Genomic DNA, 20,207 nt, shown 5'->3' on the forward strand with positions numbered 1-20,207 from the left:
TTACTTTTTTTGATGAACTGGTTTCACGTTCATCTTTTCTACATTTTCATTATAACACTAAAGAGCAAAAGAAAGAAAGCGGTTTCTTGTTTTTCCAAAACTTTGGTTCTGTACCACTCGTGAAGACTAATGTGCCAAAAATGTCATATAAGTTTCCTTTAAGGTTGCGAAAATTAGCCTTGCAAATTATATTTGTTATCTCAATTTAACTTTTTTTGTTTTATCCATCAAACGATTAGGAACGGCTGAGCAGATAAAAAAGCCAATTTGGCTTTTTAATTTGATAATTGATAAACCAAATCTGTTAAACGCTCAGTCAAATAAACTGTTGGTAATTGACTCGTCAAATCATAATGCGTATTGATTCGGTGTTCATTAATTCGATAAGTAAGGACAAAATCGCTCAGTTCAGCAATACTTGAATTCAATTTTGGTGTGATACATGAAATATAGACATCTTTATTAGAGCGCAGACTGGTCAGTACTTCAATGATTTCATTCGTTTCCCCAGAGATGGATAAAGCAATTACCAAAGTGTTGGTGGTATTTTGTAATTTTGAAGCAATTGGATAAGTCACATCACTAAATGAAAAGGTATTAATTCCAACTCCCGCTAATCTTCTGGCTGCATAATCGCAAATTAAACCGCTGGAACCTACTCCTGTAAAAATGATATTGTCACTTTCAATGACTCGATGTGCCAGATTATCCAAACGTTGTTCAATATCGTTAGAGAAAATATCTAGTGAAAAGGGAATTGCCATATTTGAGCTTCCTTTTTCCAATTCTTTTTTATCAATAATGTACTCTTTAAAATCTGTATATGAATCATAACCCATTTTATGAATGAGACGCATGACGCTAGAAGTTCCAACATGCGCTTCCAGAGCAATATCACGGACTCGCATATAAGGAATTTTATCAACATTATCTCGTAAATAACTATAACAAGTTCTTTCCGTGTAGGTTAATTTTTGAAAGTCAACATTTCCAAAAAAACTCATCATTCTCTCCTTTCTTCTTTAAACTTTTTGGTTAGAAAAAAGTTGCGTCTCCGCAACTTTTAATTTTGCTTTTCTAATAAGCTAGGAGCTATATTATTTGTTTTCAAGTGCTTGCAGGCGTTGTTCTTGACCGACAACTTCTACAGCAAGGTCTTTAAAGGTAATCGCATTCATTAAGTGGTCTTGAGCATGAACCATGTAAAGATTCCAACCAATTTTTTCGCCTTGAGCTAAACGTGTCAAAAGGTCAGTCTGAACGTCATGTGCTTCACGAAGTTGTTCGCTCGCTTCGTTTAATGAACTTTCAGCTTCGGCAAATTCACCAGCTTTGGCTTGTTGAATGGCTTGGAAGGCTAAACCTTTGGCATTTCCTCCACTCATGATAATGCCCATTACAACACCCATGTAGTCATCACTTGTTGGATTCTCGTATTTATCAGTCATTTCTTATCTTCCCATTTCTCTTTGCTTAGATTTTTACATAGTAAAAGAGCTTTCGCTCTTTCACAAGTTTGAAATTTTCAAACCTTAATTCATCAAGTTTTCAGCTGCTGCAAGAACTTTATCTCCGCGCATCATTCCATAATCTTGCATTTTGATAACGTCCATTGGCACACCAGCGATTTCAGCTTTTTTAGCAACTTCACCTTTCATGAAGGCAACTTGTGGGCCTAAAAGAAGAACGTCAGGTTTTGGTGAGCCTGTTCCGGCAAGCATGTTATCAATGTCCGCTGTTGATTTTGCGAAAATTTCGTAATCTTTCCCGTTATCTGCTGCTGCTTTTTGCATTTTTGATACCAAAAGTGATGTTGACATACCGGCTGCACATGCAAGTGCAATAACTTTATCTGCCATAATTATTTCTCCTTATTCTTAACGTTTTATAATTTAACGTTCTTTATAAAAATAATTATAACGTTTTCATTTTCATAATGCAAGCGTTATCTATTTTTTGAAAGTGCTTTAAAAATTTTACTAATTAGTTTATTTTTCGCTTTGTAGCAAGCTTTAGGAGACTTTTATGGCATAAAATAAAAAAGCTACTATCAAATAGTAGCTTTTTGAAATATTTGTTTCTCTTTTTGGAACAAATTTATTATTTTTTAAGATGATAATCAATCGATTTATGAGCTAAAATTTCTAAAATAGCTAGTACTGGGAGTTGCGTGGTCAAATTCCCTAAAGGATACTGTTTGGACCATTCGTTAACAAGATTGTACGAGAGTTGGTAATCAGCAAGTTTAGCAACGGTGCAATCTTCATTATTTGTAATCGAAATAATTTTTGCTCCGCCCGCTTTAAACTCCAATTCTTTATTAACAACTTGTTCTGTTTCACCTGACACAGACATGATTACTGCCACAACATTTCCCATACCCTGAACTTGAACAGCTTGAAACGGGTCAGAGATAACGAAGCTTCGTAATCCAGTATTTACAAAATATTTAGTAGCATACTCACTTAAGGAACCAGATGTTCCTAAACCTAAAAACACGGTATAATCAGCTTTAGCAATCATTTGTGCAGCATTATTGAGTTTTGCCTGATAATTATCTGTATTCATTCGACGTAAAAACATGTTGAATTCGAGCATATTATCATAATGTTGCTCTTCTGGTGTTTTTTCTTTGAGTTGATTTTTGAGGTAAAATTTTAAATCAGACCAACCTTCAAAACCAAGTTTTGTACATAGTCGGACAATTGTCGAAGTTGAAACATGGGCTTGACTTGCTAAATCACGAATCGTCATTTGTTGGACTTCTTCAGGTGATTTAAGGATAAAATCAAAAACTAGCGTTTCAAGCTCGTTAAGTTTACTGATTTGTTCGGGTAGAAACATCATTTTTTACTCTCCGTATTTGGAAATATTTAGCTCCGCCACAAATTCTTTTGAAAATTTACTGACAGAATCATTGTTTGAAAGGATTTGCCAAATTTTAGCAAAACTGTCAGTAAAAATTACTGACAGCTTTTATCCTTATAATAATTGAAATTTTCTTAGCCTTTTCCAAAAACGAAAGCATAGATTAAGCCAAGAATTTCATGACCATAATAATTAGGATAATAAAGAAGATTATTGACTTTTGTCTTTGCAGCAAAGCCTTCTACTTTTACACCTTCTTGTTTTGTTAGATACAAGGCTCGGTAAAGATGAAAATCGCTAGTGACAATCACAGTTTTTCCGTCAAAATATTTTTTAGAATAAGCGATATTTTCCGCGGTATCACCCGCCTTATCTTCACTAATAATTCTGTCAGCCCTAATATGATGAGTGATCAGATAATTTTTCATACTAAAAGCTTCACTAACAGGCTCGTCAGCTCCTTTTGCTCCAGACACAATAATTTTGGCTTGCGGATTATTCTTAGCAAGCAAAAGTGCTGCATCTAGCCGCTCTTGAGTAATCTTGGCTGGTTTTTTATTTTGATTTATTCGTGAGCCAAGGACTAAAATTGTTTTAATGTCTGTGGAGTTTTCAGCAGTTCTGTCAGTAGATTTGCTAAAAATCAAAGCAAGACAAATTACTGAAATCAAAAGAATTAGACCAACAAAAGCGCCTATAATCTTAAAAACCTTTTTCATTAATTAGAAACTTTGTTTACGAGAATCACGTGTTTTACGGGCATTTTTATTGCGCTCAGCACGGCGTTTTTTCTTGTTATCTTCTTCAATTTGCCATTTAATTGCACGTTTGTAACCTGGTTTAACGTGTTTTTTACCTTTTTTAAGGGCACCAATGGTTTTTGTTGAAATTTCATCTTGTTTTTTCGTCCGTTTTTCACGACGGTCACGGTCATAAGAATCAACAATTTCACCATCTTTAATAGCTTTTGGTTGGAATGTAACACCCATTTTTTCAATCTCACGAATACTTGAATCATCAGAAGGACTATAGAGGGTAATGGCTGTTCCTTGTAATCCATTACGGCCAGAACGACCCACTCGGTGAACAAAGAAAGTTAAATCTTTTGGAATTTCATCATTGATAATGTGTGATACACCTTCAATATCAATTCCACGCGCGGCAATATCGGTTGCCACAACATATTGATAATCCAAATTTTTAATTGAATTCATGATACGTTTACGTTCACGTGGCGGTACATCACCATGAATTTTTGCAACTTTAAGCCCGTTACTTGTCAAGAAATGATGAATGTCATCAACACGACCTTTGGTATTGGCAAAAATCATTGCCATGTAAGGATTCGTTGCTTTTGTCAATTGGAGCAAAAGTTGATTATGAGAACTTCCTTTGGTAGAAACAAGCCAATTTTCGATTGTATCTGAAATTACTGTCTTATTGGCGATTTTTTGCATGACAGGATTATGCAAATATTTTTTCAAAAATGGTTGAAGTTTTTGAGGAATAGTTGCTGAGAAAACGAGCATTTGCACGCGTTTACCAAAACTTGAAGCAATTTGGTCAACATCTGCCAAAAATCCCATGTCAAGCGTCATATCCGCTTCATCAACAACAAAAGTATTAGCAGTATGCACAATTAAAGCATTAGAATTGATTAAATCATGGATTCGACCTGGTGTTCCAATTACGACATGTGGTTGTGATGATTCCAATTTTTTGATTTGACGGGCCTTATCAGTCCCACCAACAAAGTTTGAAACACGAAGCTTGTCATTAACTTTTGTAAATTCTTGAGCTGCTTTGTAAATTTGAGTAGCTAATTCACGTGAAGGAGCCGTAATGACTGCTTGCACTTCATCAAGATCAGTATCAATTTTTTGGAAAATTGGGAGTAAAAAAGTGTGTGTTTTTCCTGAACCAGTTTTTGATTCCCCTACCAGGTCACGGCCTGAGAGAACAATTGGAATCAATTTTTCTTGTACTTCAGTTGGTTTTTCAAATTTGATATTCTCTAACGTTTGGTTAATATAATCTTTAAAATTAAAGTCTGTAAATTTCATTTTTTTCTTTCATTTGTTGAGGATTATTCGTTTCATTTAAAAAATGACGAATCTCTGTTTTTGCTGATTTATCCATGGAAGGGACTTTTTTCTATTATATCAGAAAAAAAACATTTAAGAAACCAGTTCTTGCCACTATTTAAACTCATTTTTAAAATCTGTCAGCATTTTTATTTTTAAAATTTACTGATGGCGCTAAAATTAGAAAAAATTGCTGACAGCTGTTCAACGTTGAAGTCAGTGATTATATTATAAATAAAAAGTTACTGACAGAAATCCTGTCAGTAACTTTTATTTTCCATTATTCATTAACTTTACTTTTTAAAACCTTATGTTCAAGCTTACTAGGCCAGAAACTTGAAGTTTCAAAAAGATTTGATTCTTCAAAAACTTCTTCTGAGCTAAATTTATCACCAACTTCATTTGTTCTTAAAATTTTAGCAACTTCAAAGGCACAGATGACTAATAATATAGCCACACATAGTAAGAAAATGACTGACAGACTTCCTTGAATCATTGTATTACGCATGGTTGCTTGCGCATTCGTTAATGCTAGACCAGATAATTTACCAGAAGCCACTTGGGCTTTTGCTGCTGAATAAGAAGCAAAGTAACCAATATTGACATCATTTGAAAAGATTTTTTGCCAACTGGCCGCAAAAGTTACACAAACATCCCAAACTAAAGGAAGTGCTGGAATCCAAACCCATTTAAGATAACCTTTACGGATAACCATGACACAAACAATAGCCAGAGCTACCGCCGCAATTAATTGATTAGAAATCCCAAAGAGCGGATACATGATTTTTATTCCACCATTCGGATCAGAAACGCCCATCAAAAGCAAAGCACCCCAAACTCCAACAATCACTGCTGTCGTTATAATTTTACTAGGTAACCAATCATCATCACCTAAGCGACCTAATTTTTTGAAGCCACGCAGAGCATCATTAAGTAAATAACGAGTCGATTTTGTTGCCGCTGAAACAGCGGACAGGATAAAGAGCGCCTCAAACATAATCGCAAAATGATACCAGAATCCCATCATATTTGTCCCACCAATAAGTGGAACCTTATGTAGAATATTTGACATTGAAACGGCTAAAGTTGGTGCACCACCAGTCCGTGAAACGATTGATTGCTCACCTACATCTTTTGCCACTTGCTCAAGTGCCTTTTCACCAGTCGTTCCTTCCCAGTCAATACTGAGTTTTGAACCGTCAGGCATCATGGCTACATTTGGAATTGCTTTGGCAGCATTATATTCAGCACTTTTATCTGCTTGATAACTTGAAGCTGCGAGTTTTTGAATACTAGCTTGAGGGGTATTCATAGAATAATAAATTCCAGGATTAAGAGAAATCGCAGCGACTAAAGCCATAATAGCAACGAATGATTCAAAGAGCATCCCACCATAACCAATCATTCGCGTTTGTGACTCTTTAGCAATCAAATGAGGTGTTGTTCCAGAAGACATCATTACATGGAAACCAGACAAGGCTCCACAGGCAATCGTAACAAATAAGAAGGGAAAGAGGGAACCAGCAAAAGCAGGACCATCTGTATTATGTGCAAAATTAGTCAGAGCTGGAATCGTAACATCTGGACGCACACCAACTACAGCTATTGCTAAAACAGCAATTGTACCAATTTTCATAAACATGGATAAGTAATCACGAGGCGTAAGTAAAATCCAAGCGGGGATAATGGCTGCAATGAAAGTATAGCCCATGACCCACCAAACTAAAGCAGTTGGCGAAAGCATGAAAATATGCGCAAATGAAGATTCTGAAACCCAACGGCCACCAAAAATAGCAACTAGAAGGAGAATAAAACCAATCGCTGAAATTTCATTCACGTGCCCTGGGCGAATATATTTCAAATAAATTCCCATTAATAAGGCAATTGGAATGGTCATCCCAATCGAAAAGACTGCCCAAGCAGAATTTGCCATCGCCGTCACACAAATCAAAGCTAAAACAGCAAGAACAATCATTGTCATGATAAATACAATAAATGAAGTCAAGCCACCAGCAAATCTGCCAACTTCATCATGAGCCATTGCCCCAATAGATTTTGCTCGACGACGATGAGAATACCAGAGAACAAGCATATCTTGTACCCCTCCGGCAAAAATAACTCCAAAAATAATCCAAATTGTCCCTGGTAAGTAACCCATTTGTGCCGCTAAAACTGGTCCAACCAAAGGCCCAGCTCCAGCAATTGAAGCAAAATGGTGACCGAATAAAACAACTCGATTGGTTGGGTCGAATTCTTTTCCGTCATTATGGCTTTCCGAAGGGGTTGCCCGTAAATCATTTGGACGCATAATCTTACGTTGAATATATAAAGCATAAAAACGATAGCCAATCAAATAAGAACATACTGCTGCAATAACAAACCAAATCGCATTAATCGTCTCTCCTTGAGCCAGAGCAATCAACGACCAAGCAAGACCGCCTAGTAAAGCGACCGCCACCCAAATGATAATTGATAGAAGACTGGGTTTTGGTAAATGTTTTTTCCAGTCTTTCATTGTTTCTTGAAAATTTGCCTGCTTTAAATCTTTAATTCCGACAATTTTTCCTTGTTTATTCCGTAACAAAAATAGCTCTTCTTCTTCGGTAAAGTTTGAAGAGTTTCCAATATCTTTCATAATCCTCTATTCCTATGCACTTATCAATGCATTTGACCTTCCATATTTTTTAAAACAAAAATGTAACCGATTACAATAATATTTTAGCACTATTTAATCAAAAATATAAACATTTAAGTTTAAAAAAATCTCCTTAAAACATCTTTTTGTAAAAATAAGATAAATTTCCAAAAGAATAGTCTAACATTAAAAAAGGTTTCTCTAAAATAAAAAAAGGCTCTCCTTAAAGGAGAGCCTCATCATCATTTTATTTTGCTTTAGCATAAAGTTCGTTAACTTTATCCCAGTTTACAAGATTAAAGAATGCTTCAATGTAATCAGGACGTACATTGTGATATTTAAGATAGTAAGCATGTTCCCAAACATCAAGTCCTAAAACTGGTGTCAACCCTTCAGAAATTGGATTATCTTGATTTGCAGTTGATACAACTTTCAATTTTCCAGCTTCATCAACAACTAACCAAGCCCATCCTGAACCAAAACGACCTGTGGCTGCAGCTTTAAATTCTGTTTTGAAAGTTTCAAAACTACCAAATTCTTTCGCAATTGCATCCCCAATTTCGCCGTCAGCATGGTTTTCAGAACCGTCAGTGTTTGGACGAAGCCAAAGCCAGAATTGACTATGGTTCAAATGACCACCACCATTATTACGAACAGCTGTACGAATGTCTTCTGGAATTGCTGACAAATCTGTCAATAATTCTTCAAGGCTAAGGTCATCAAGTTCATTATGTTTTTCAATTGCTGCATTAAGATTATTCACATAAGTTTGATGATGTTTTCCATGATGCAAACGCATTGTTGCTTCATCAAAGAAAGGTTCAAGCGCATTTGGCGCGTATGGAAGTTCAGGTAATGTAAATGCCATAGTAATTTCTCCTTTTAAGATGTGAACCCATTTTGAAGTCTTAATACTTTGGTATTTTGACTAGATTGAGAATGAATTCAGTTAGTTTATTTTTTTAATTCTATTCTCATTATAGTCGTTTTTGAAACCATTGCCAAATGATTTGATTTGTAATTTATTATTTTCTTTGTTGGATAAAATTAAGCATATTAGTCGAGTAAAGGAGCTCAACCTTTCGACATTCTTCAATATTTTTTGAACCAGTTAAAACAAATAATTTATTCAAATCTTGTTTCCATTGTTCAATAACTTCTTCTACTTTTTCAGGCCCTGTTTGCATAAGATTTTTCAAGATAAAACCAGCAGAACTTGACAAATCAGCCCCTAAAATTAAAGATTTAAAAATCTCTTGAGCCGAAGTAATTCCACCTGTTGCAATCAAACTTTTTCTATTATCAGCCATTTTAGCTTCTAAAAGACTCTCAATCGTTGACAAACCAAATTCATCCAAGTTAAAACCATTTTTACTCCGTTTACGTTCAATCCAAGCAAAATTAGTTCCGCCAGCTCCCCCAATATTTATTCCTGAGACAGCTGTTTTTGCGAGTGCTTTAAAGGTTTTTTGTGAAATTCCAAAACCGACCTCTTTGACAATGACTGGAACTTCTAATTGACTTGCAATTTCATTAATATTTTCTAACCAATAAAATTCACGGTCTCCTTCATCCATTGGCAATTCTTGCGCTGTATTGACATGGATTTCTAAAGCATTTGCCTCAATCATATCCACCGCTCGCTTGGCATTTTCTAGAGAATGACCTGCGCCGATATTGGCAAAAAGAAAACCAGAAGAGTGTATTTTACGAACTTCACTGAATCCAGCAGCTAGTTCTGGAAATTTCAAAGCAATCGATTGAGAACCGACCGCCATAGCTAAATGCTGATTCTTCGCAATTTCTGCTAATTGAGCATTGATTTTATCTGCTCGCTCTGTTCCACCAGTCATCGCTTCAATATAAAAGGGAAATTCAAAATTCTGTCCAAATACTTCTGATGAAAAGTTGATTTTTTCAGTAGATAATTCTGGCAAACTATTAGGAATGATTCGACTATCAGAAAAAGTCAGGCCCAAGGTCTGATTTTTTTCTTCACGCCAATATTTATAAGCTAACGATATGTGTTCATCTTTGCGATGTTGATGGATTTCTTTTTCAGTTTTCATCAGTTATTTCTCAATTCATTAAAATCTAACTCTGCATTTTTAGCAGACTTATCTCAGTTATTTTTTTGAGCAACCTTAAATTTTTCAAGATTGATTCCATATTCCGATAATTTATTTTGGACTTCAGCAATAGCTTGGGTATTTTGAGCAAATAAAATAATATTCTCCCCAAAACCAGCCCCAGAGATTTTAGCAGCAAATTCAGGATAGCTATTGAGTAAGTTTAAAGCAATAGCTAATTCTTTAGTCATATAGCCTTCTGGAATATTCTCCAAAAGCAAAAGTTGATTTTCTGATAACTTTTCTTTGAATAAAGCAAAATCTTGAATGTCAATCGCCGTTGCCAATTCAATGACCAGCTCATTTGAAGCTTGATAAAATTCATCAGAAAGCTTTATTTTTATTTTTTCACTCGTTTTTGCCGCTTTTCCTGTTTGAACCACATAAGTTGCCCAAGGAATTTCGAGAGGTATGACTCGCTTATGATTTTGATAAAAAACAGAACCACCATACATAATAGCAGCAATATCGCCCATTGAACCTGAGCCTTGAACTTCAAAATGCGTTTTTGCGGCAATTTCAAAACGTTTTTCAAGTGACAACTGCAAATCAAAAAACTGATTGACTGCATTAACTAGACCACAAACGACTGAAGCACTTGAGCCGTAGCCTTTTTTATTTTCACCAAAGCCTAAATCACTGACAATCTCAAGAGAAATTTCTGGAGATGATGATAAAATTTTACTGACAGATTTTTTTTCAAAGCTGTCAGCAGCTGACAAAGTATTTTTTAAAGATGTCAGTGCAAAATTCCACGGATTTTCTTTAGTAAATTCAATTTTAGACAAAGAAAATTCAAAATCAGACAGTCCAACATTTGTTTTGAAAATTGATTTCCCTGTAGTAGCTGAAATTCTTACTTCAAAATTTGTTTCAATTGTTGTGATAAGGGCGAGGTTTCCTTCTTTTGTGACCGAATATTCTCCCGCAAAAAAAAGTTTTCCTGGCACTTTGATTGTCATTTTTTTCTCAGAGATATTCATAAGCGCCCCCAGCACGTGCGATATCAAATGTTAATTCTGGAAATTCCGCTTGTAATTTAGCTAAGAGAATTTTTTCAGTCGCGTGGTCAGTAATAATTTTGACGTTTGGACCGGCATCGATAGTCACAAAAGCAAGCAATCCTGATTGATAAGCCTGATTCACAAAGTCAATCACGTGTCTTGTTTCATGCGTGAAATAATCAAAAGGTTGATTAGAGAGACGATTTTGTTCATGCATACCTAATGCATTATCCTGAGCAATTAGACCAACTTTTTCAATATCAGCATTTAAAATGGCCTGCTTCATTTCTTCCAGTTGAATGGCTGATTTTTCAACCCAAGCACTGTAAGTTGGTGCAGTTTGTGCCAATTGCATGCCCTTAGTTGACGACATTTTTTTCTTTTCAGCAGAGATTTCAGCAACAATCATTGAAAGACCAATATCTTCGTTGTAAAAAGATTCCGCAAAGGAAGATTGATGATCTTCTCCTTTATTCCAAACTGAAAAATTTCCAAAAATTGACCGAGAAGCCGACCCTGAACCGCGTCTAGCTATTCGTGACATTTCTGAATCATCTTTTTCTAAATCTAAAAGTCCAAACATAGCAGCTGTCAGAGCAGCAAAACTTGAAGCACTTGAAGCCAAACCAGCAGCTGTTGGCACATGATTTTCTGATTGAATCATTACTTTAGGGAAATTTCCATATTGTCCACGCATCATTTCCAAAAATTGACTGACACGGCTGCTATCTGCCACTTCAGAATTCAAAATCAAGGAATCAGACTCATTGTCAGTAAATTCAACAGAGGTTGTTGTATAAAATGGCTCCAGAGTCATTGACAAAGAAGAGGTTGTTGGAATATTTAGAGCGATATCCGCTTTTCCCCAATATTTAATCAAGGCGATATTTGTATGCGCCCTTGCAGTAACAATATTTTTCATGAAACTATTATATCAAAAATTTGATTCTTTCTTCTCTCCTATCATTTCAATAAGTTATTTTTTACACTAAAAAATACATTTTTTCAGACTAAATGATGAATTTACAGCCAAAAGAGAAACAAAAACTTGATTTTCAAGAGGAAATTTTATAAAATTGTCAGGTACGTTTTTGTATTCATAATTATGATATTGGAAAAAGTTTATCGAATTTTTCCTTCGATAAGACTTTAATTTAACCAAAATATGCTAATTTGCAGTTCACATTTTCAAAATGAGAAACTAATCTAGCAGGAGAATTGTTAATAATGACTATCAATAAAATGGGGACGGGAATTGCCCATTCCAAACTAATCTTAATTGGAGAACATTCCGTTGTATATGGTCAACCAGCAATTGCCTTACCTGTAACAATTCTTAAAACTACAGTGACAATTACCTCATCAAAATATGGCCAATACATTGAAAATAACGAATTTCGTAGAAGACTTGATTTAATGGGAGATGAATTTGAAGGAATTCGTCAACTCATTATGCGCTTACTCTCTAAATTTCATTCATCAAAAATGCCATTCTCTTTAGAAATTGATTCAAATATTCCTCAAGGACGTGGCTTGGGAGCTTCTGCTTCATTGGCAACTGCCATTATCAGAGCTTTTTATGATTTCTTTGATGCTGAACTTCCGCAAAAAGATTTACTCTTTTATGCCAACTTTTCAGAAAATATTACTCACGGAAAATCTTCTGGAATTGATGTGGCAACTGTAAATTCTGAACACCCTTTGTGGTTTATTAAAGACAGCACAATTGAACCCTTTGAACTCAATCTTCATGGTTTTATCGTGATTGGCGATACTGGTGTTCACGGCTTTACGAGTCAAGCCATCAATATTGTTCGCGAAAAACTTGTTGAAGAAAAAGAAAAAACACAAGATTCAATTAATCATTTAGGTCAATTAGCGACCGATTCAAAAGATTTTTTGATGACAGACAAACTCAAAGAATTTGGTCATGTCATGAATAAAGCTCACGAAAGATTATCTGATTTGGGAGTTTCTCATCCACGTCTAGATAATTTAGTCGAAACTGCTCGTAAAAATGGTGCACTTGGTGCTAAATTAACTGGTTCAGGGCTAGGTGGTGTCATGGTTGCTCTTGCTGAAAATGAAAAAGATGCTATTCGTATCAGTCAACGTCTTCTAAAAAATGGCGCCAAAAATACTTGGATTTACTCTTTTTAAGATGGTTGATGACCATCTTTTTTTGTTATAATGAATCTATCAATTTGCACTAAGGATAACTTATGGAAAATCAATACGAAATTCTTCAATCACTCATCGAAAAAATGGAAATTGTTACTGTTGGCTCGGCTGTCAGTAAAACAAAGCTAAATCGTAAAGAAATCATTGATTTTGTACGTTCACAACATTCTTTAAGAATTTTTGATGAGGAAAATCAAAAATGGATTAACGAAAATGTTGACGGGCACTGTTAAATTTTACTGACAGAAATTTTAATCAATCAAAAATATAAAAAAGTTACTGACAGACTGCCTGTCAGTAACTTTTTGCTTATAAATCATGAAATTCTGCATATAATTCTTGACGATTTAGACCTCGTTCTTTAGCAATTTGTTTAATGGCAACATTGGGTTTTACACTTTGTTCAACTAAAACTTTAACTGCTTCGAGCGCTGTCAATTCTGGCTCTTGAACTTCTTGAGCCACTTCATCCGCTCCTGAAACAATAATTAGGCATTCCCCTTTTATTGGTTGGTCCGTTAAAGATTCTAAAACCTCTGAAATCTTACCACGACGATATTCTTCATAAATCTTCGTTAATTCGCGAACTAAAACAACTTCTCTATCCCCATAAATTTCCTGCATGTTAGCCAAAGTATCCGCAACTCTAAAAGGACTCTCATAGAAAATTTGTGTTTCTGGATAAGAAAGCTTACTTTTCAAGAACTTTTGCTGCTCCCCTTTTTTTCTAGGAAGGAAGCCATAAAAAATATGAGGTTGAGGAACTAATCCTGAGGCAATCAAGGCAGTAATTCCTGCTGAGGCACCAGGAAGAGCGATAACATCAATTTCTTCATCAATTGCAGCTAAAACTAAATCATGGCCTGGGTCAGAAATTGAAGGCATTCCAGCATCAGAAACCTGTGCAATAGATTGTCCTTTTTTCAAAAAATCAATTAATTTAGGAATTTTTTCTTGGGAATTATGTTCATGAAACGACTCTTGCGGAACTTTAATTTCAAAATGGTTTAAAAGGCGCAAAGTATTTCGCGTATCTTCTGAACAAATCAAATCTACAGTTTTCAAAGTTTCAAGAGAACGTAGAGTCATATCTTGCATATTGCCAATTGGTGTTGGAACCAAATAAAGACTTCCAGCAGTTTTTAGGCCTTTAAATGACCGTTGAATACTAAATTTATTTTCCATCAGCGATACAAAAGCTCCAAACAATCTAAACAAGATTCCCCTTCAGCCAATCGTTCTGCATAATGCAGATGGCAAACATGGAAACCTTCATTAAAAATTTGAATCAAGTTAGGATTTGGCTGGTCTTTAGGCGTTTCTTTTTTAACTTCTTTTTTCTCAAATTCTGCCAAACGGTCACGCAATTTTTCTAATTCCATGCGTAAGGTTGCATTTTCAGTCATTGATGCTTCAAGCACTTGGCGAATTCCTGAAATTTGCGTTAATGTGGTATTTAATGTATTTTCAAGTTCGCCCAGTTGGTCGAAAACATCATATTTATCAGCCATGATTCACCTCAATTTCTGCAAGTTCAAAATCCTTGCTATATTCTCCAAAGCGGATTTTTACTCTATTTTTTAAAACATTTAAGCCAACAACTTTTCCTTTTCCTTCTGAGGTAGTTACAAACTCACCAAAATCTGGGAAAAGTTGTTGGGCTTCTTTATAAAAACTATCTTCATAAGTTAAACAGCACATCAAACGACCGCAAAGACCGTTCAATTTATTTTGTTTCAAAGATAGATTTTGATTTTTGGCCATTTTGATTGAAACATTTGGAAATTCATAAACAAACTCAGAACAGCACAAAGGACGTCCACAAGGTCCAAGTCCACCATGAATTTTAGCCGCATCTCTTGGCCCAATTTGGCGAAGTTCAATCCTAATTCTAAAAGTTGTTGCCAACTCACGCAAAAGCAATCGAAAATCAACACGATTCTCTGCTGTAAACGAAATAAAAAGTTGCATTTGGTCGAAATTATAAGCAACATCAATAATTTTCATTTCCAAACCTTGTTCGATGACAAGTTGGCGAACTTTATCTTTGGCTTGTTTAGAACGTTCTTCAAGTTTTGCAATAACTTGGAGATCATCCTCATTTACTTCACGCACAATCGTGTGGTGAATTTCAAGATTCGCTTCTTCAGAAATTTCACGTACAATTTTTCCGTAAAAGTTTCCCTTATCTGAACGAAGGATAACTTCTGTTTGTGGAGCAAGTTCTATATCACTTATTGCAAATACATTTGATTCGCCATGTGCAAATTTTATTTCATAAATCATAATATTCTCCTGATATAAGATTTTTCAATCAAAGGATAAGTTTGACAAGTTTCATAAAACAAGAAAAGTTAAACTTGACTCAAATCGGACATTGCTTTTCCACATTTTTATTGCCTGAAATGTTTTTAAAAGTTCCTGACTCATTCTTTCTTGATTAAAAAGTTGTAATAAAAGTTCAAACGCTTGATTTTGTTTTTCTTTGTCATCAAAAATTTCGACTAATTCTTTCAAATACAAGAACGCCTCGTCAGCAGATGTTTTTAGAAGTTTTACAAATTGTTGAAGTCTTTGGAGCCCTTCGTTAAACCAGCTCTGCTGAGCTAATTCTAATGCTTTGTCAGTCGAATTACAGATTTCCGCAAGAAGTTCTGCTTGTGTTTTTAAAATACCATTCTTTTCCAAAAAATCTTGTAAGTATTGAACATTTTTTGGAAAATTAATAATTTGCGTCCGTGATTTTATTGTTTGTAAAATCATATTTTCATTGTCTGTCAGTAAAAAAACAACAATTTCTGTTTCTGGTTCTTCAATTGATTTCAATAGAGCATTTGCTGCATTAGGATGCATTTTTTCAGCTTCCTTAATTAAAAGCACCTGTTGATTTCCCTCATAACCAGATTCATTGAAAACCTGTGTCAGCTCCCGAATTTGTGCTGTTTTAATCGTTTGTCCATCAGGTTCAACGATATGTAAGTCGGTAAATTCTTGTTGGGCAACAAGACGACAGGAACGACAATGACCACAAGGCAAAGCATTTTCAGGATTCTCACAAAATAAGGCTTGGCTCAGCCAGATTGCTAATTCAAAAGAACCAAATCCCCCTGAAAATAAATAAGCATGACTTAATTTTCCATGTTGCAAAATCGTTGAGAACTGCTTATAAAGTTGAGGCTGAATATCTTTTATTTCCACAAGAAACCTTTCTAAATATTTACCAAATCTAGTCTAAATAACAAAATTAAAAAAACTATTTAACATCCTCATTTTTTGAAAAATGTAAGTATTTTTTAGCATTCTTAATTTTGCTGACAGATTAAATTGTCTTTAAAATTCACTGACAAATCTTTTTTTGAGGACGGAAAGTGTATCAGCTACCACTTTTTCTAAAGGTTGACTTGCATCTATTTTTACAAAACGCTCAGGTTCTTTTACAACAATCTCCAAATAACCTTCACGAACTTTACGATGCATCTCAGCTCTTTCCAAGTCTAAACGATTTACCTCATCAGCTCGATTTTTCATAATTCGCTCAAGGGCAACATCCGTATCAACATCAAAATAAAGCGTCAAATCAGGCTTCAACCCATCTGTTGCAAAATAGTTAAGCCAATCAACAACTTCGACACCCAAATCACGGCCATACCCCTGATAGGCGACAGATGAATCAATAAATCGGTCAACAATGACAACTTTACCCGCTTGTAAAGCTGGCAACATTTTTTCTTGCATATGTAAACGACGCGCCGCCGCAAAAAGCATTAACTCGGTTTTAGAATCAATCTCTGTATTCTTTGGATCAAGAATAATTTGGCGAATTTCTTCCGCCACTCGAACACCGCCTGGTTCACGAGTTGGGACAATTTCGCGCTTCATTTTTTGGATTTCAGGTAAAATTTCTTTTAAAACCGTTGTTTTTCCTGCTCCATCGGGTCCCTCAAGGGAAATTAGAATTCCATTCATAGCCTCTATTATACCAAAAAAACAAATATTTTATCTTTTTTCTAAAAATAATAGGGTCTCTTTTTGCGTAATTTTACTAAAAATTGTATAATATAACTGAAACAGCTTACTTGATTTGTTAATTCAAATAAATACGAGTAACATTCAATAAAAAATTTTCCACTTGAAAGGACAACTATGAAAAAAATTCTTGTTGTTGATGATGAAAAACCAATCTCAGATATCGTAAAATTTAATTTAACCAAAGAAGGTTTTGAAGTCTTTACAGCTTTTGATGGTGAAGAAGCTCTTGAAGCATTTAAAGAAGTACAACCTGACCTTATTCTGCTTGATTTGATGTTACCTAAACTTGATGGTCTTGATGTTGCACGTGAAATCCGTAAAACTTCTGACACTCCAATTATTATGGTGTCAGCTAAAGATAGTGAATTTGACAAAGTAATTGGTCTTGAACTTGGTGCTGATGATTATGTCACAAAACCATTCTCAAACCGTGAACTATTAGCTCGTATTAAAGCAAACTTGCGTCGTATCAATGTCGCGCCTGCTGAATCTACTGACAATGTCAAGAAAGAATTGATTATCGGAAACCTCCGTATCAATCCAGCACACTATGCGGCTTATAAAAATGATAAACAACTCGACCTTACACACCGTGAGTTTGAATTGCTTTACTACCTTGCTCAACACCTTGGCGAAGTGATCACTCGTGAAAACCTTTTGGAAACCGTTTGGGGTTATGACTACTTTGGAGATGTTCGTACAGTTGACGTTACTGTTCGTCGTTTACGTGAAAAAGTTGAAGATACTCCAAGCCGTCCACAATACGTTTCAACACGCCGCGGGGTTGGCTACTACATGAGCAACCCACATGATTAAATTTTTTAATTCAATGATTTTTAAAGGAGTAGTTGCACACCTACTTCTTTTTGTCATCCTTTTTATGAGTAGTTTTGATTACAATTTTGCTCATTTAAGTACTTTTATTGGTTATTACTTATTTTCACTCGTCTTTGTTTTAGTCTTTCTCAATCAGCAACATCGCATGATTGTGAATGTTTCTAAACAGATGAATGACATAAAAAATGGCTATTTAAATCGCGATAAAATCCCAAAAGGGACGAGTGAAATCAATGAATTATATGATGAAATTTTAAAACTTGGTGAAGATATTGTTCGCACGCAGAACAATCTTGAAAATCAGCGTAATCAATTAGATAGTATTCTCGCATATATGGTTGATGGCGTCATTGCCACCGATCGTCGTGGAAATATTATTATGGCCAATAAATCAGCTTTGCACTATTTGAATACAGATAATGATCTCTTGATGCAAAAAAATATTGTTGAAGTTTTAAAAATTACTGACCAATATAATTTTTATGATTTATTAGAAAAAGAACCTGAAATAACTATTGAGACACATGATTCTGGGAATGAATCCATTTCGCTCCACATTAAATTTGCCCTCTTTCGTCGTGAATCTGGTTTCATCTCAGGAATTATTGCCGTCTTACATGATATGACTGAACAAGACAAGGCCGAACGAGAGCGCCGTCTCTTTGTTTCCAATGTTTCTCATGAACTCCGAACTCCGCTCACCTCAGTAAAAGCCTACTTGGAAGCACTAGAAGACGGAGCCATTGAGGATAAAGAAACAGCTTCATCCTTTATTAATGTTTCACTTACTGAAACTAATCGGATGATTCGAATGATTTCCGACCTTTTGACTTTATCAAGAATGGATCAAGACCGAATCGTTCTTAATAAAGAAATGATTAATTTAATTGCCTTCTTAGACTATCAAATTAACCGTTTAGACCAAATTTTAGAAACCGAATCAAACGATTTAATCTCTTCTAATTTCACTCTAGTCAGAAAATACTCTGAACAGCCCATCTGGGTCGAAATTGATACCGATAAAATTGCTCAAGTCATTGACAATATCATCGGAAATGCAATTAAGTATTCACCTAAAGGTGGAACTATTACAATTTCCGTTGAAAAACGTGAAAGTGACGTTCTAATCTCCATCAGTGACCAAGGAATGGGAATTCCAAAATCTGATTTACTTAAGATTTTTGACCGTTTCTACCGAGTTGATAATGCTTCAAGAAATTCAAAAGTTGGGGGGACAGGTTTAGGCCTTTCCATTGTCCATGATATTGTTAAAATACATGGCGGAACAATTTTTGCAAGCTCCGAAGGAGAAGGAAAAGGAACGACCTTTAGTTTCACTCTTCCATATTCTTTAGAAGCCGCAGATGACTGGGATGATGGTACTGATGAGTTTGAATTTGAGGATAATGAATAATTTTCCCTAAAAAGAGTCCATACATATTTGTGGACTCATTTTTTGAATAAACCTAGACTTTTAACACAAAAAACTCTCTTAAGCTAATGAATTACCTGATAAATTTATTTTCAAATAAAATATAAAAGCTCATGGCAATCCCACTATTTTTCTGCTACAATAGACTGTATGACTGAACAAAATGGCTTTAAATATTCCATTTTAGCCTCTGGTTCAACAGGAAATTCTTTTTACTTAGAAACCCCAAAGAAAAAAATTCTTGTTGATGCCGGACTATCTGGAAAAAAAATAGAAAGTTTACTATCAGAAATTGACCGTGACATTCATGATATTGATGCTTTATTAATTACCCATGAACATAGTGACCATATCAAAGGGATTGGTGTTTTGGCAAGAAAATATGGTATTGACCTTTACGCAAATGAAGATACTTGGTCTGAACTAGATAGTAAAAATGCTTTAGGAAAAATCCCTGTTGAACAAAAACATCTGTTTGAAATGGGAAAAACAATGACTTTTGGTGATATTGATATTGAATCTTTCGGCGTGAGTCACGATGCCATCGCACCACAGTTTTATCGTTTCATGAAAGATAACAAGAGTTTTGTTATGCTAACTGATACAGGTTATGTATCCGATAGAATGCGTGGAACCATTGAAAATGCAGATGCTTATCTTATGGAATCAAACCATGACATTGAGATACTCCGCATGGGAGCTTATCCTTGGCGGACAAAGCAACGTATCCTAAGTGACCAGGGCCACTTATCTAATGAGGACGGCGCTGAGGCTGCTTTTAGTATTCATGGTAATAAGACAAAACGAATCTTTCTAGGGCACTTGAGTTTAAATAATAATATCAAAGAACTTGCTCATCTTACTATGGATGGTTACTTACAGCAACATGATGTCGATACCAAAAAGGACCTGAAGATCCTTGATACTAGTCACGAACATGCTAGTCAACTTTACGATATTTAGTTACTCAACAGCAAATAAAAAAAGAACCCTAAGGGTTCTTTTTTT

The 20,207-nt window shown here is 35.1% G+C and carries 21 protein-coding genes; 5 read left to right on the forward strand and 16 right to left on the reverse strand.

Annotated elements, in window-relative coordinates:
- Positions 1–275: 275 nt before the first annotated feature.
- From IAE52_RS02755 to mvaD, 11 genes are all read right to left on the reverse strand, one after another.
- A complete protein-coding gene (locus tag IAE52_RS02755; RefSeq protein WP_052062155.1) occupies positions 276–1,007 on the reverse strand; it encodes a MurR/RpiR family transcriptional regulator in 732 nt (243 codons plus the stop codon).
- Between the two features lie 90 nt (positions 1,008–1,097).
- Positions 1,098–1,448: a PTS lactose/cellobiose transporter subunit IIA gene (locus tag IAE52_RS02760; protein ID WP_003131552.1), complete on the reverse strand. Its 351-nt coding sequence runs from the start codon at positions 1,446–1,448 to the stop codon at positions 1,098–1,100.
- Between the two features lie 84 nt (positions 1,449–1,532).
- Entirely contained in the window at positions 1,533–1,859 is a 327-nt protein-coding gene (locus IAE52_RS02765) for a PTS sugar transporter subunit IIB (protein ID WP_003131553.1), read from the reverse strand.
- A 241-nt stretch (positions 1,860–2,100) separates the two neighbouring features.
- Positions 2,101–2,847 carry a MurR/RpiR family transcriptional regulator gene (locus tag IAE52_RS02770; protein WP_109990656.1) on the reverse strand — a complete coding sequence of 249 codons (747 nt, stop codon included), beginning with the start codon at positions 2,845–2,847 and terminating at the stop codon, positions 2,101–2,103.
- Between the two features lie 155 nt (positions 2,848–3,002).
- Positions 3,003–3,587: a YdcF family protein gene (locus IAE52_RS02775; RefSeq protein WP_109990655.1), complete on the reverse strand. Its 585-nt coding sequence runs from the start codon at positions 3,585–3,587 to the stop codon at positions 3,003–3,005.
- A 3-nt stretch (positions 3,588–3,590) separates the two neighbouring features.
- Positions 3,591–4,931, reverse strand: coding sequence for a DEAD/DEAH box helicase (locus tag IAE52_RS02780; protein ID WP_017864136.1), 1,341 nt, complete (start codon positions 4,929–4,931; stop codon positions 3,591–3,593).
- Positions 4,932–5,232: 301 nt separating this feature from the next.
- On the reverse strand, positions 5,233–7,587 hold the full coding sequence (locus IAE52_RS02785; RefSeq protein ID WP_109990654.1) for a carbon starvation CstA family protein: 2,355 nt from the start codon (positions 7,585–7,587) through the stop codon (positions 5,233–5,235).
- A 247-nt stretch (positions 7,588–7,834) separates the two neighbouring features.
- Positions 7,835–8,455 (reverse strand): superoxide dismutase, encoded by a 621-nt coding sequence (locus IAE52_RS02790; protein WP_003131560.1) that lies wholly within the window; start codon positions 8,453–8,455, stop codon positions 7,835–7,837.
- Between the two features lie 157 nt (positions 8,456–8,612).
- Positions 8,613–9,656 (reverse strand): type 2 isopentenyl-diphosphate Delta-isomerase, encoded by a 1,044-nt coding sequence (fni, locus tag IAE52_RS02795; protein ID WP_109990653.1) that lies wholly within the window; start codon positions 9,654–9,656, stop codon positions 8,613–8,615.
- Between the two features lie 53 nt (positions 9,657–9,709).
- On the reverse strand, positions 9,710–10,699 hold the full coding sequence (locus IAE52_RS02800; RefSeq protein ID WP_109990652.1) for a mevalonate kinase: 990 nt from the start codon (positions 10,697–10,699) through the stop codon (positions 9,710–9,712).
- Positions 10,686–11,642, reverse strand: a complete 957-nt coding sequence (gene mvaD / locus IAE52_RS02805) for a diphosphomevalonate decarboxylase (RefSeq protein WP_109990651.1) — start codon at positions 11,640–11,642, stop codon at positions 10,686–10,688. The genes IAE52_RS02800 and mvaD overlap by 14 nt, the downstream gene beginning before the upstream one ends.
- A 305-nt stretch (positions 11,643–11,947) precedes the next feature.
- On the opposite strand from mvaD, the gene mvk reads away from it, so the two are divergent.
- Positions 11,948–12,880, forward strand: a complete 933-nt coding sequence (gene mvk / locus IAE52_RS02810) for a mevalonate kinase (protein ID WP_003131564.1) — start codon at positions 11,948–11,950, stop codon at positions 12,878–12,880.
- A gap of 62 nt (positions 12,881–12,942) precedes the next feature.
- On the forward strand, positions 12,943–13,134 hold the full coding sequence (locus IAE52_RS02815) for a hypothetical protein (RefSeq protein ID WP_003131566.1): 192 nt from the start codon (positions 12,943–12,945) through the stop codon (positions 13,132–13,134).
- Positions 13,135–13,210: 76 nt separating this feature from the next.
- Here IAE52_RS02815 and rsmI read toward each other — a convergent pair whose 3' ends face one another.
- From rsmI to tmk, 5 genes are all read right to left on the reverse strand, one after another.
- Complete coding sequence (rsmI, locus tag IAE52_RS02820; protein WP_033900473.1) at positions 13,211–14,086, reverse strand: 16S rRNA (cytidine(1402)-2'-O)-methyltransferase; 876 nt, start codon at positions 14,084–14,086, stop codon at positions 13,211–13,213.
- Positions 14,086–14,412 carry a DNA replication initiation control protein YabA gene (yabA, locus tag IAE52_RS02825; RefSeq protein WP_011675472.1) on the reverse strand — a complete coding sequence of 109 codons (327 nt, stop codon included), beginning with the start codon at positions 14,410–14,412 and terminating at the stop codon, positions 14,086–14,088. Before yabA ends, rsmI begins: the two co-directional genes overlap by 1 nt.
- A complete protein-coding gene (gene ricT / locus IAE52_RS02830) occupies positions 14,405–15,187 on the reverse strand; it encodes a stage 0 sporulation family protein (RefSeq protein WP_010905316.1) in 783 nt (260 codons plus the stop codon). Before ricT ends, yabA begins: the two co-directional genes overlap by 8 nt.
- 51 nt (positions 15,188–15,238) lie before the next feature.
- Positions 15,239–16,099 carry a DNA polymerase III subunit delta' gene (locus IAE52_RS02835; RefSeq protein ID WP_003131573.1) on the reverse strand — a complete coding sequence of 287 codons (861 nt, stop codon included), beginning with the start codon at positions 16,097–16,099 and terminating at the stop codon, positions 15,239–15,241.
- Positions 16,100–16,231: 132 nt separating this feature from the next.
- Entirely contained in the window at positions 16,232–16,867 is a 636-nt protein-coding gene (gene tmk / locus IAE52_RS02840; protein WP_012897230.1) for a dTMP kinase, read from the reverse strand.
- 177 nt (positions 16,868–17,044) lie between these two features.
- Here tmk and yycF point away from each other — a divergent pair, with 177 nt between their 5' ends.
- The 3 genes from yycF to IAE52_RS02855 all read left to right on the forward strand — a co-directional run bounded on the left by yycF (position 17,045) and on the right by IAE52_RS02855 (position 20,162).
- Positions 17,045–17,746 carry a response regulator YycF gene (yycF, locus tag IAE52_RS02845; RefSeq protein ID WP_003131580.1) on the forward strand — a complete coding sequence of 234 codons (702 nt, stop codon included), beginning with the start codon at positions 17,045–17,047 and terminating at the stop codon, positions 17,744–17,746.
- Entirely contained in the window at positions 17,739–19,181 is a 1,443-nt protein-coding gene (locus IAE52_RS02850) for a cell wall metabolism sensor histidine kinase WalK (protein ID WP_010905315.1), read from the forward strand. Before yycF ends, IAE52_RS02850 begins: the two co-directional genes overlap by 8 nt.
- 168 nt (positions 19,182–19,349) lie before the next feature.
- Complete coding sequence (locus IAE52_RS02855; protein WP_003131583.1) at positions 19,350–20,162, forward strand: MBL fold metallo-hydrolase; 813 nt, start codon at positions 19,350–19,352, stop codon at positions 20,160–20,162.
- The last annotated feature ends 45 nt before the right edge of the window (positions 20,163–20,207 follow it).

Origin of the sequence: Lactococcus sp. S47 (genome assembly GCF_016517475.1) — a bacterium.
GTDB lineage: Bacteria > Bacillota > Bacilli > Lactobacillales > Streptococcaceae > Lactococcus > Lactococcus lactis.

What these genes read in the sequence shown, in the direction of transcription:
- tmk (WP_012897230.1), bottom strand. Translation starts at nt 16,867, where the DNA reads ATGAATGGAATTCTAATTTCCCTTGAGGGACCCGATGGAGCAGGAAAA.
- IAE52_RS02775 (WP_109990655.1), bottom strand. Translation starts at nt 3,587, where the DNA reads ATGAAAAAGGTTTTTAAGATTATAGGCGCTTTTGTTGGTCTAATTCTT.
- mvaD (WP_109990651.1), bottom strand. Translation starts at nt 11,642, where the DNA reads ATGAAAAATATTGTTACTGCAAGGGCGCATACAAATATCGCCTTGATT.
- IAE52_RS02765 (WP_003131553.1), bottom strand. Translation starts at nt 1,859, where the DNA reads ATGGCAGATAAAGTTATTGCACTTGCATGTGCAGCCGGTATGTCAACA.
- fni (WP_109990653.1), bottom strand. Translation starts at nt 9,656, where the DNA reads ATGAAAACTGAAAAAGAAATCCATCAACATCGCAAAGATGAACACATA.
- yycF (WP_003131580.1), top strand. Translation starts at nt 17,045, where the DNA reads ATGAAAAAAATTCTTGTTGTTGATGATGAAAAACCAATCTCAGATATC.
- IAE52_RS02855 (WP_003131583.1), top strand. Translation starts at nt 19,350, where the DNA reads ATGACTGAACAAAATGGCTTTAAATATTCCATTTTAGCCTCTGGTTCA.
- rsmI (WP_033900473.1), bottom strand. Translation starts at nt 14,086, where the DNA reads ATGGAAAATAAATTTAGTATTCAACGGTCATTTAAAGGCCTAAAAACT.
- IAE52_RS02850 (WP_010905315.1), top strand. Translation starts at nt 17,739, where the DNA reads ATGATTAAATTTTTTAATTCAATGATTTTTAAAGGAGTAGTTGCACAC.
- IAE52_RS02815 (WP_003131566.1), top strand. Translation starts at nt 12,943, where the DNA reads ATGGAAAATCAATACGAAATTCTTCAATCACTCATCGAAAAAATGGAA.
- yabA (WP_011675472.1), bottom strand. Translation starts at nt 14,412, where the DNA reads ATGGCTGATAAATATGATGTTTTCGACCAACTGGGCGAACTTGAAAAT.
- IAE52_RS02780 (WP_017864136.1), bottom strand. Translation starts at nt 4,931, where the DNA reads ATGAAATTTACAGACTTTAATTTTAAAGATTATATTAACCAAACGTTA.
- IAE52_RS02790 (WP_003131560.1), bottom strand. Translation starts at nt 8,455, where the DNA reads ATGGCATTTACATTACCTGAACTTCCATACGCGCCAAATGCGCTTGAA.
- IAE52_RS02755 (WP_052062155.1), bottom strand. Translation starts at nt 1,007, where the DNA reads ATGATGAGTTTTTTTGGAAATGTTGACTTTCAAAAATTAACCTACACG.
- IAE52_RS02770 (WP_109990656.1), bottom strand. Translation starts at nt 2,847, where the DNA reads ATGATGTTTCTACCCGAACAAATCAGTAAACTTAACGAGCTTGAAACG.
- IAE52_RS02785 (WP_109990654.1), bottom strand. Translation starts at nt 7,587, where the DNA reads ATGAAAGATATTGGAAACTCTTCAAACTTTACCGAAGAAGAAGAGCTA.
- mvk (WP_003131564.1), top strand. Translation starts at nt 11,948, where the DNA reads ATGACTATCAATAAAATGGGGACGGGAATTGCCCATTCCAAACTAATC.
- ricT (WP_010905316.1), bottom strand. Translation starts at nt 15,187, where the DNA reads ATGATTTATGAAATAAAATTTGCACATGGCGAATCAAATGTATTTGCA.
- IAE52_RS02800 (WP_109990652.1), bottom strand. Translation starts at nt 10,699, where the DNA reads ATGAATATCTCTGAGAAAAAAATGACAATCAAAGTGCCAGGAAAACTT.
- IAE52_RS02760 (WP_003131552.1), bottom strand. Translation starts at nt 1,448, where the DNA reads ATGACTGATAAATACGAGAATCCAACAAGTGATGACTACATGGGTGTT.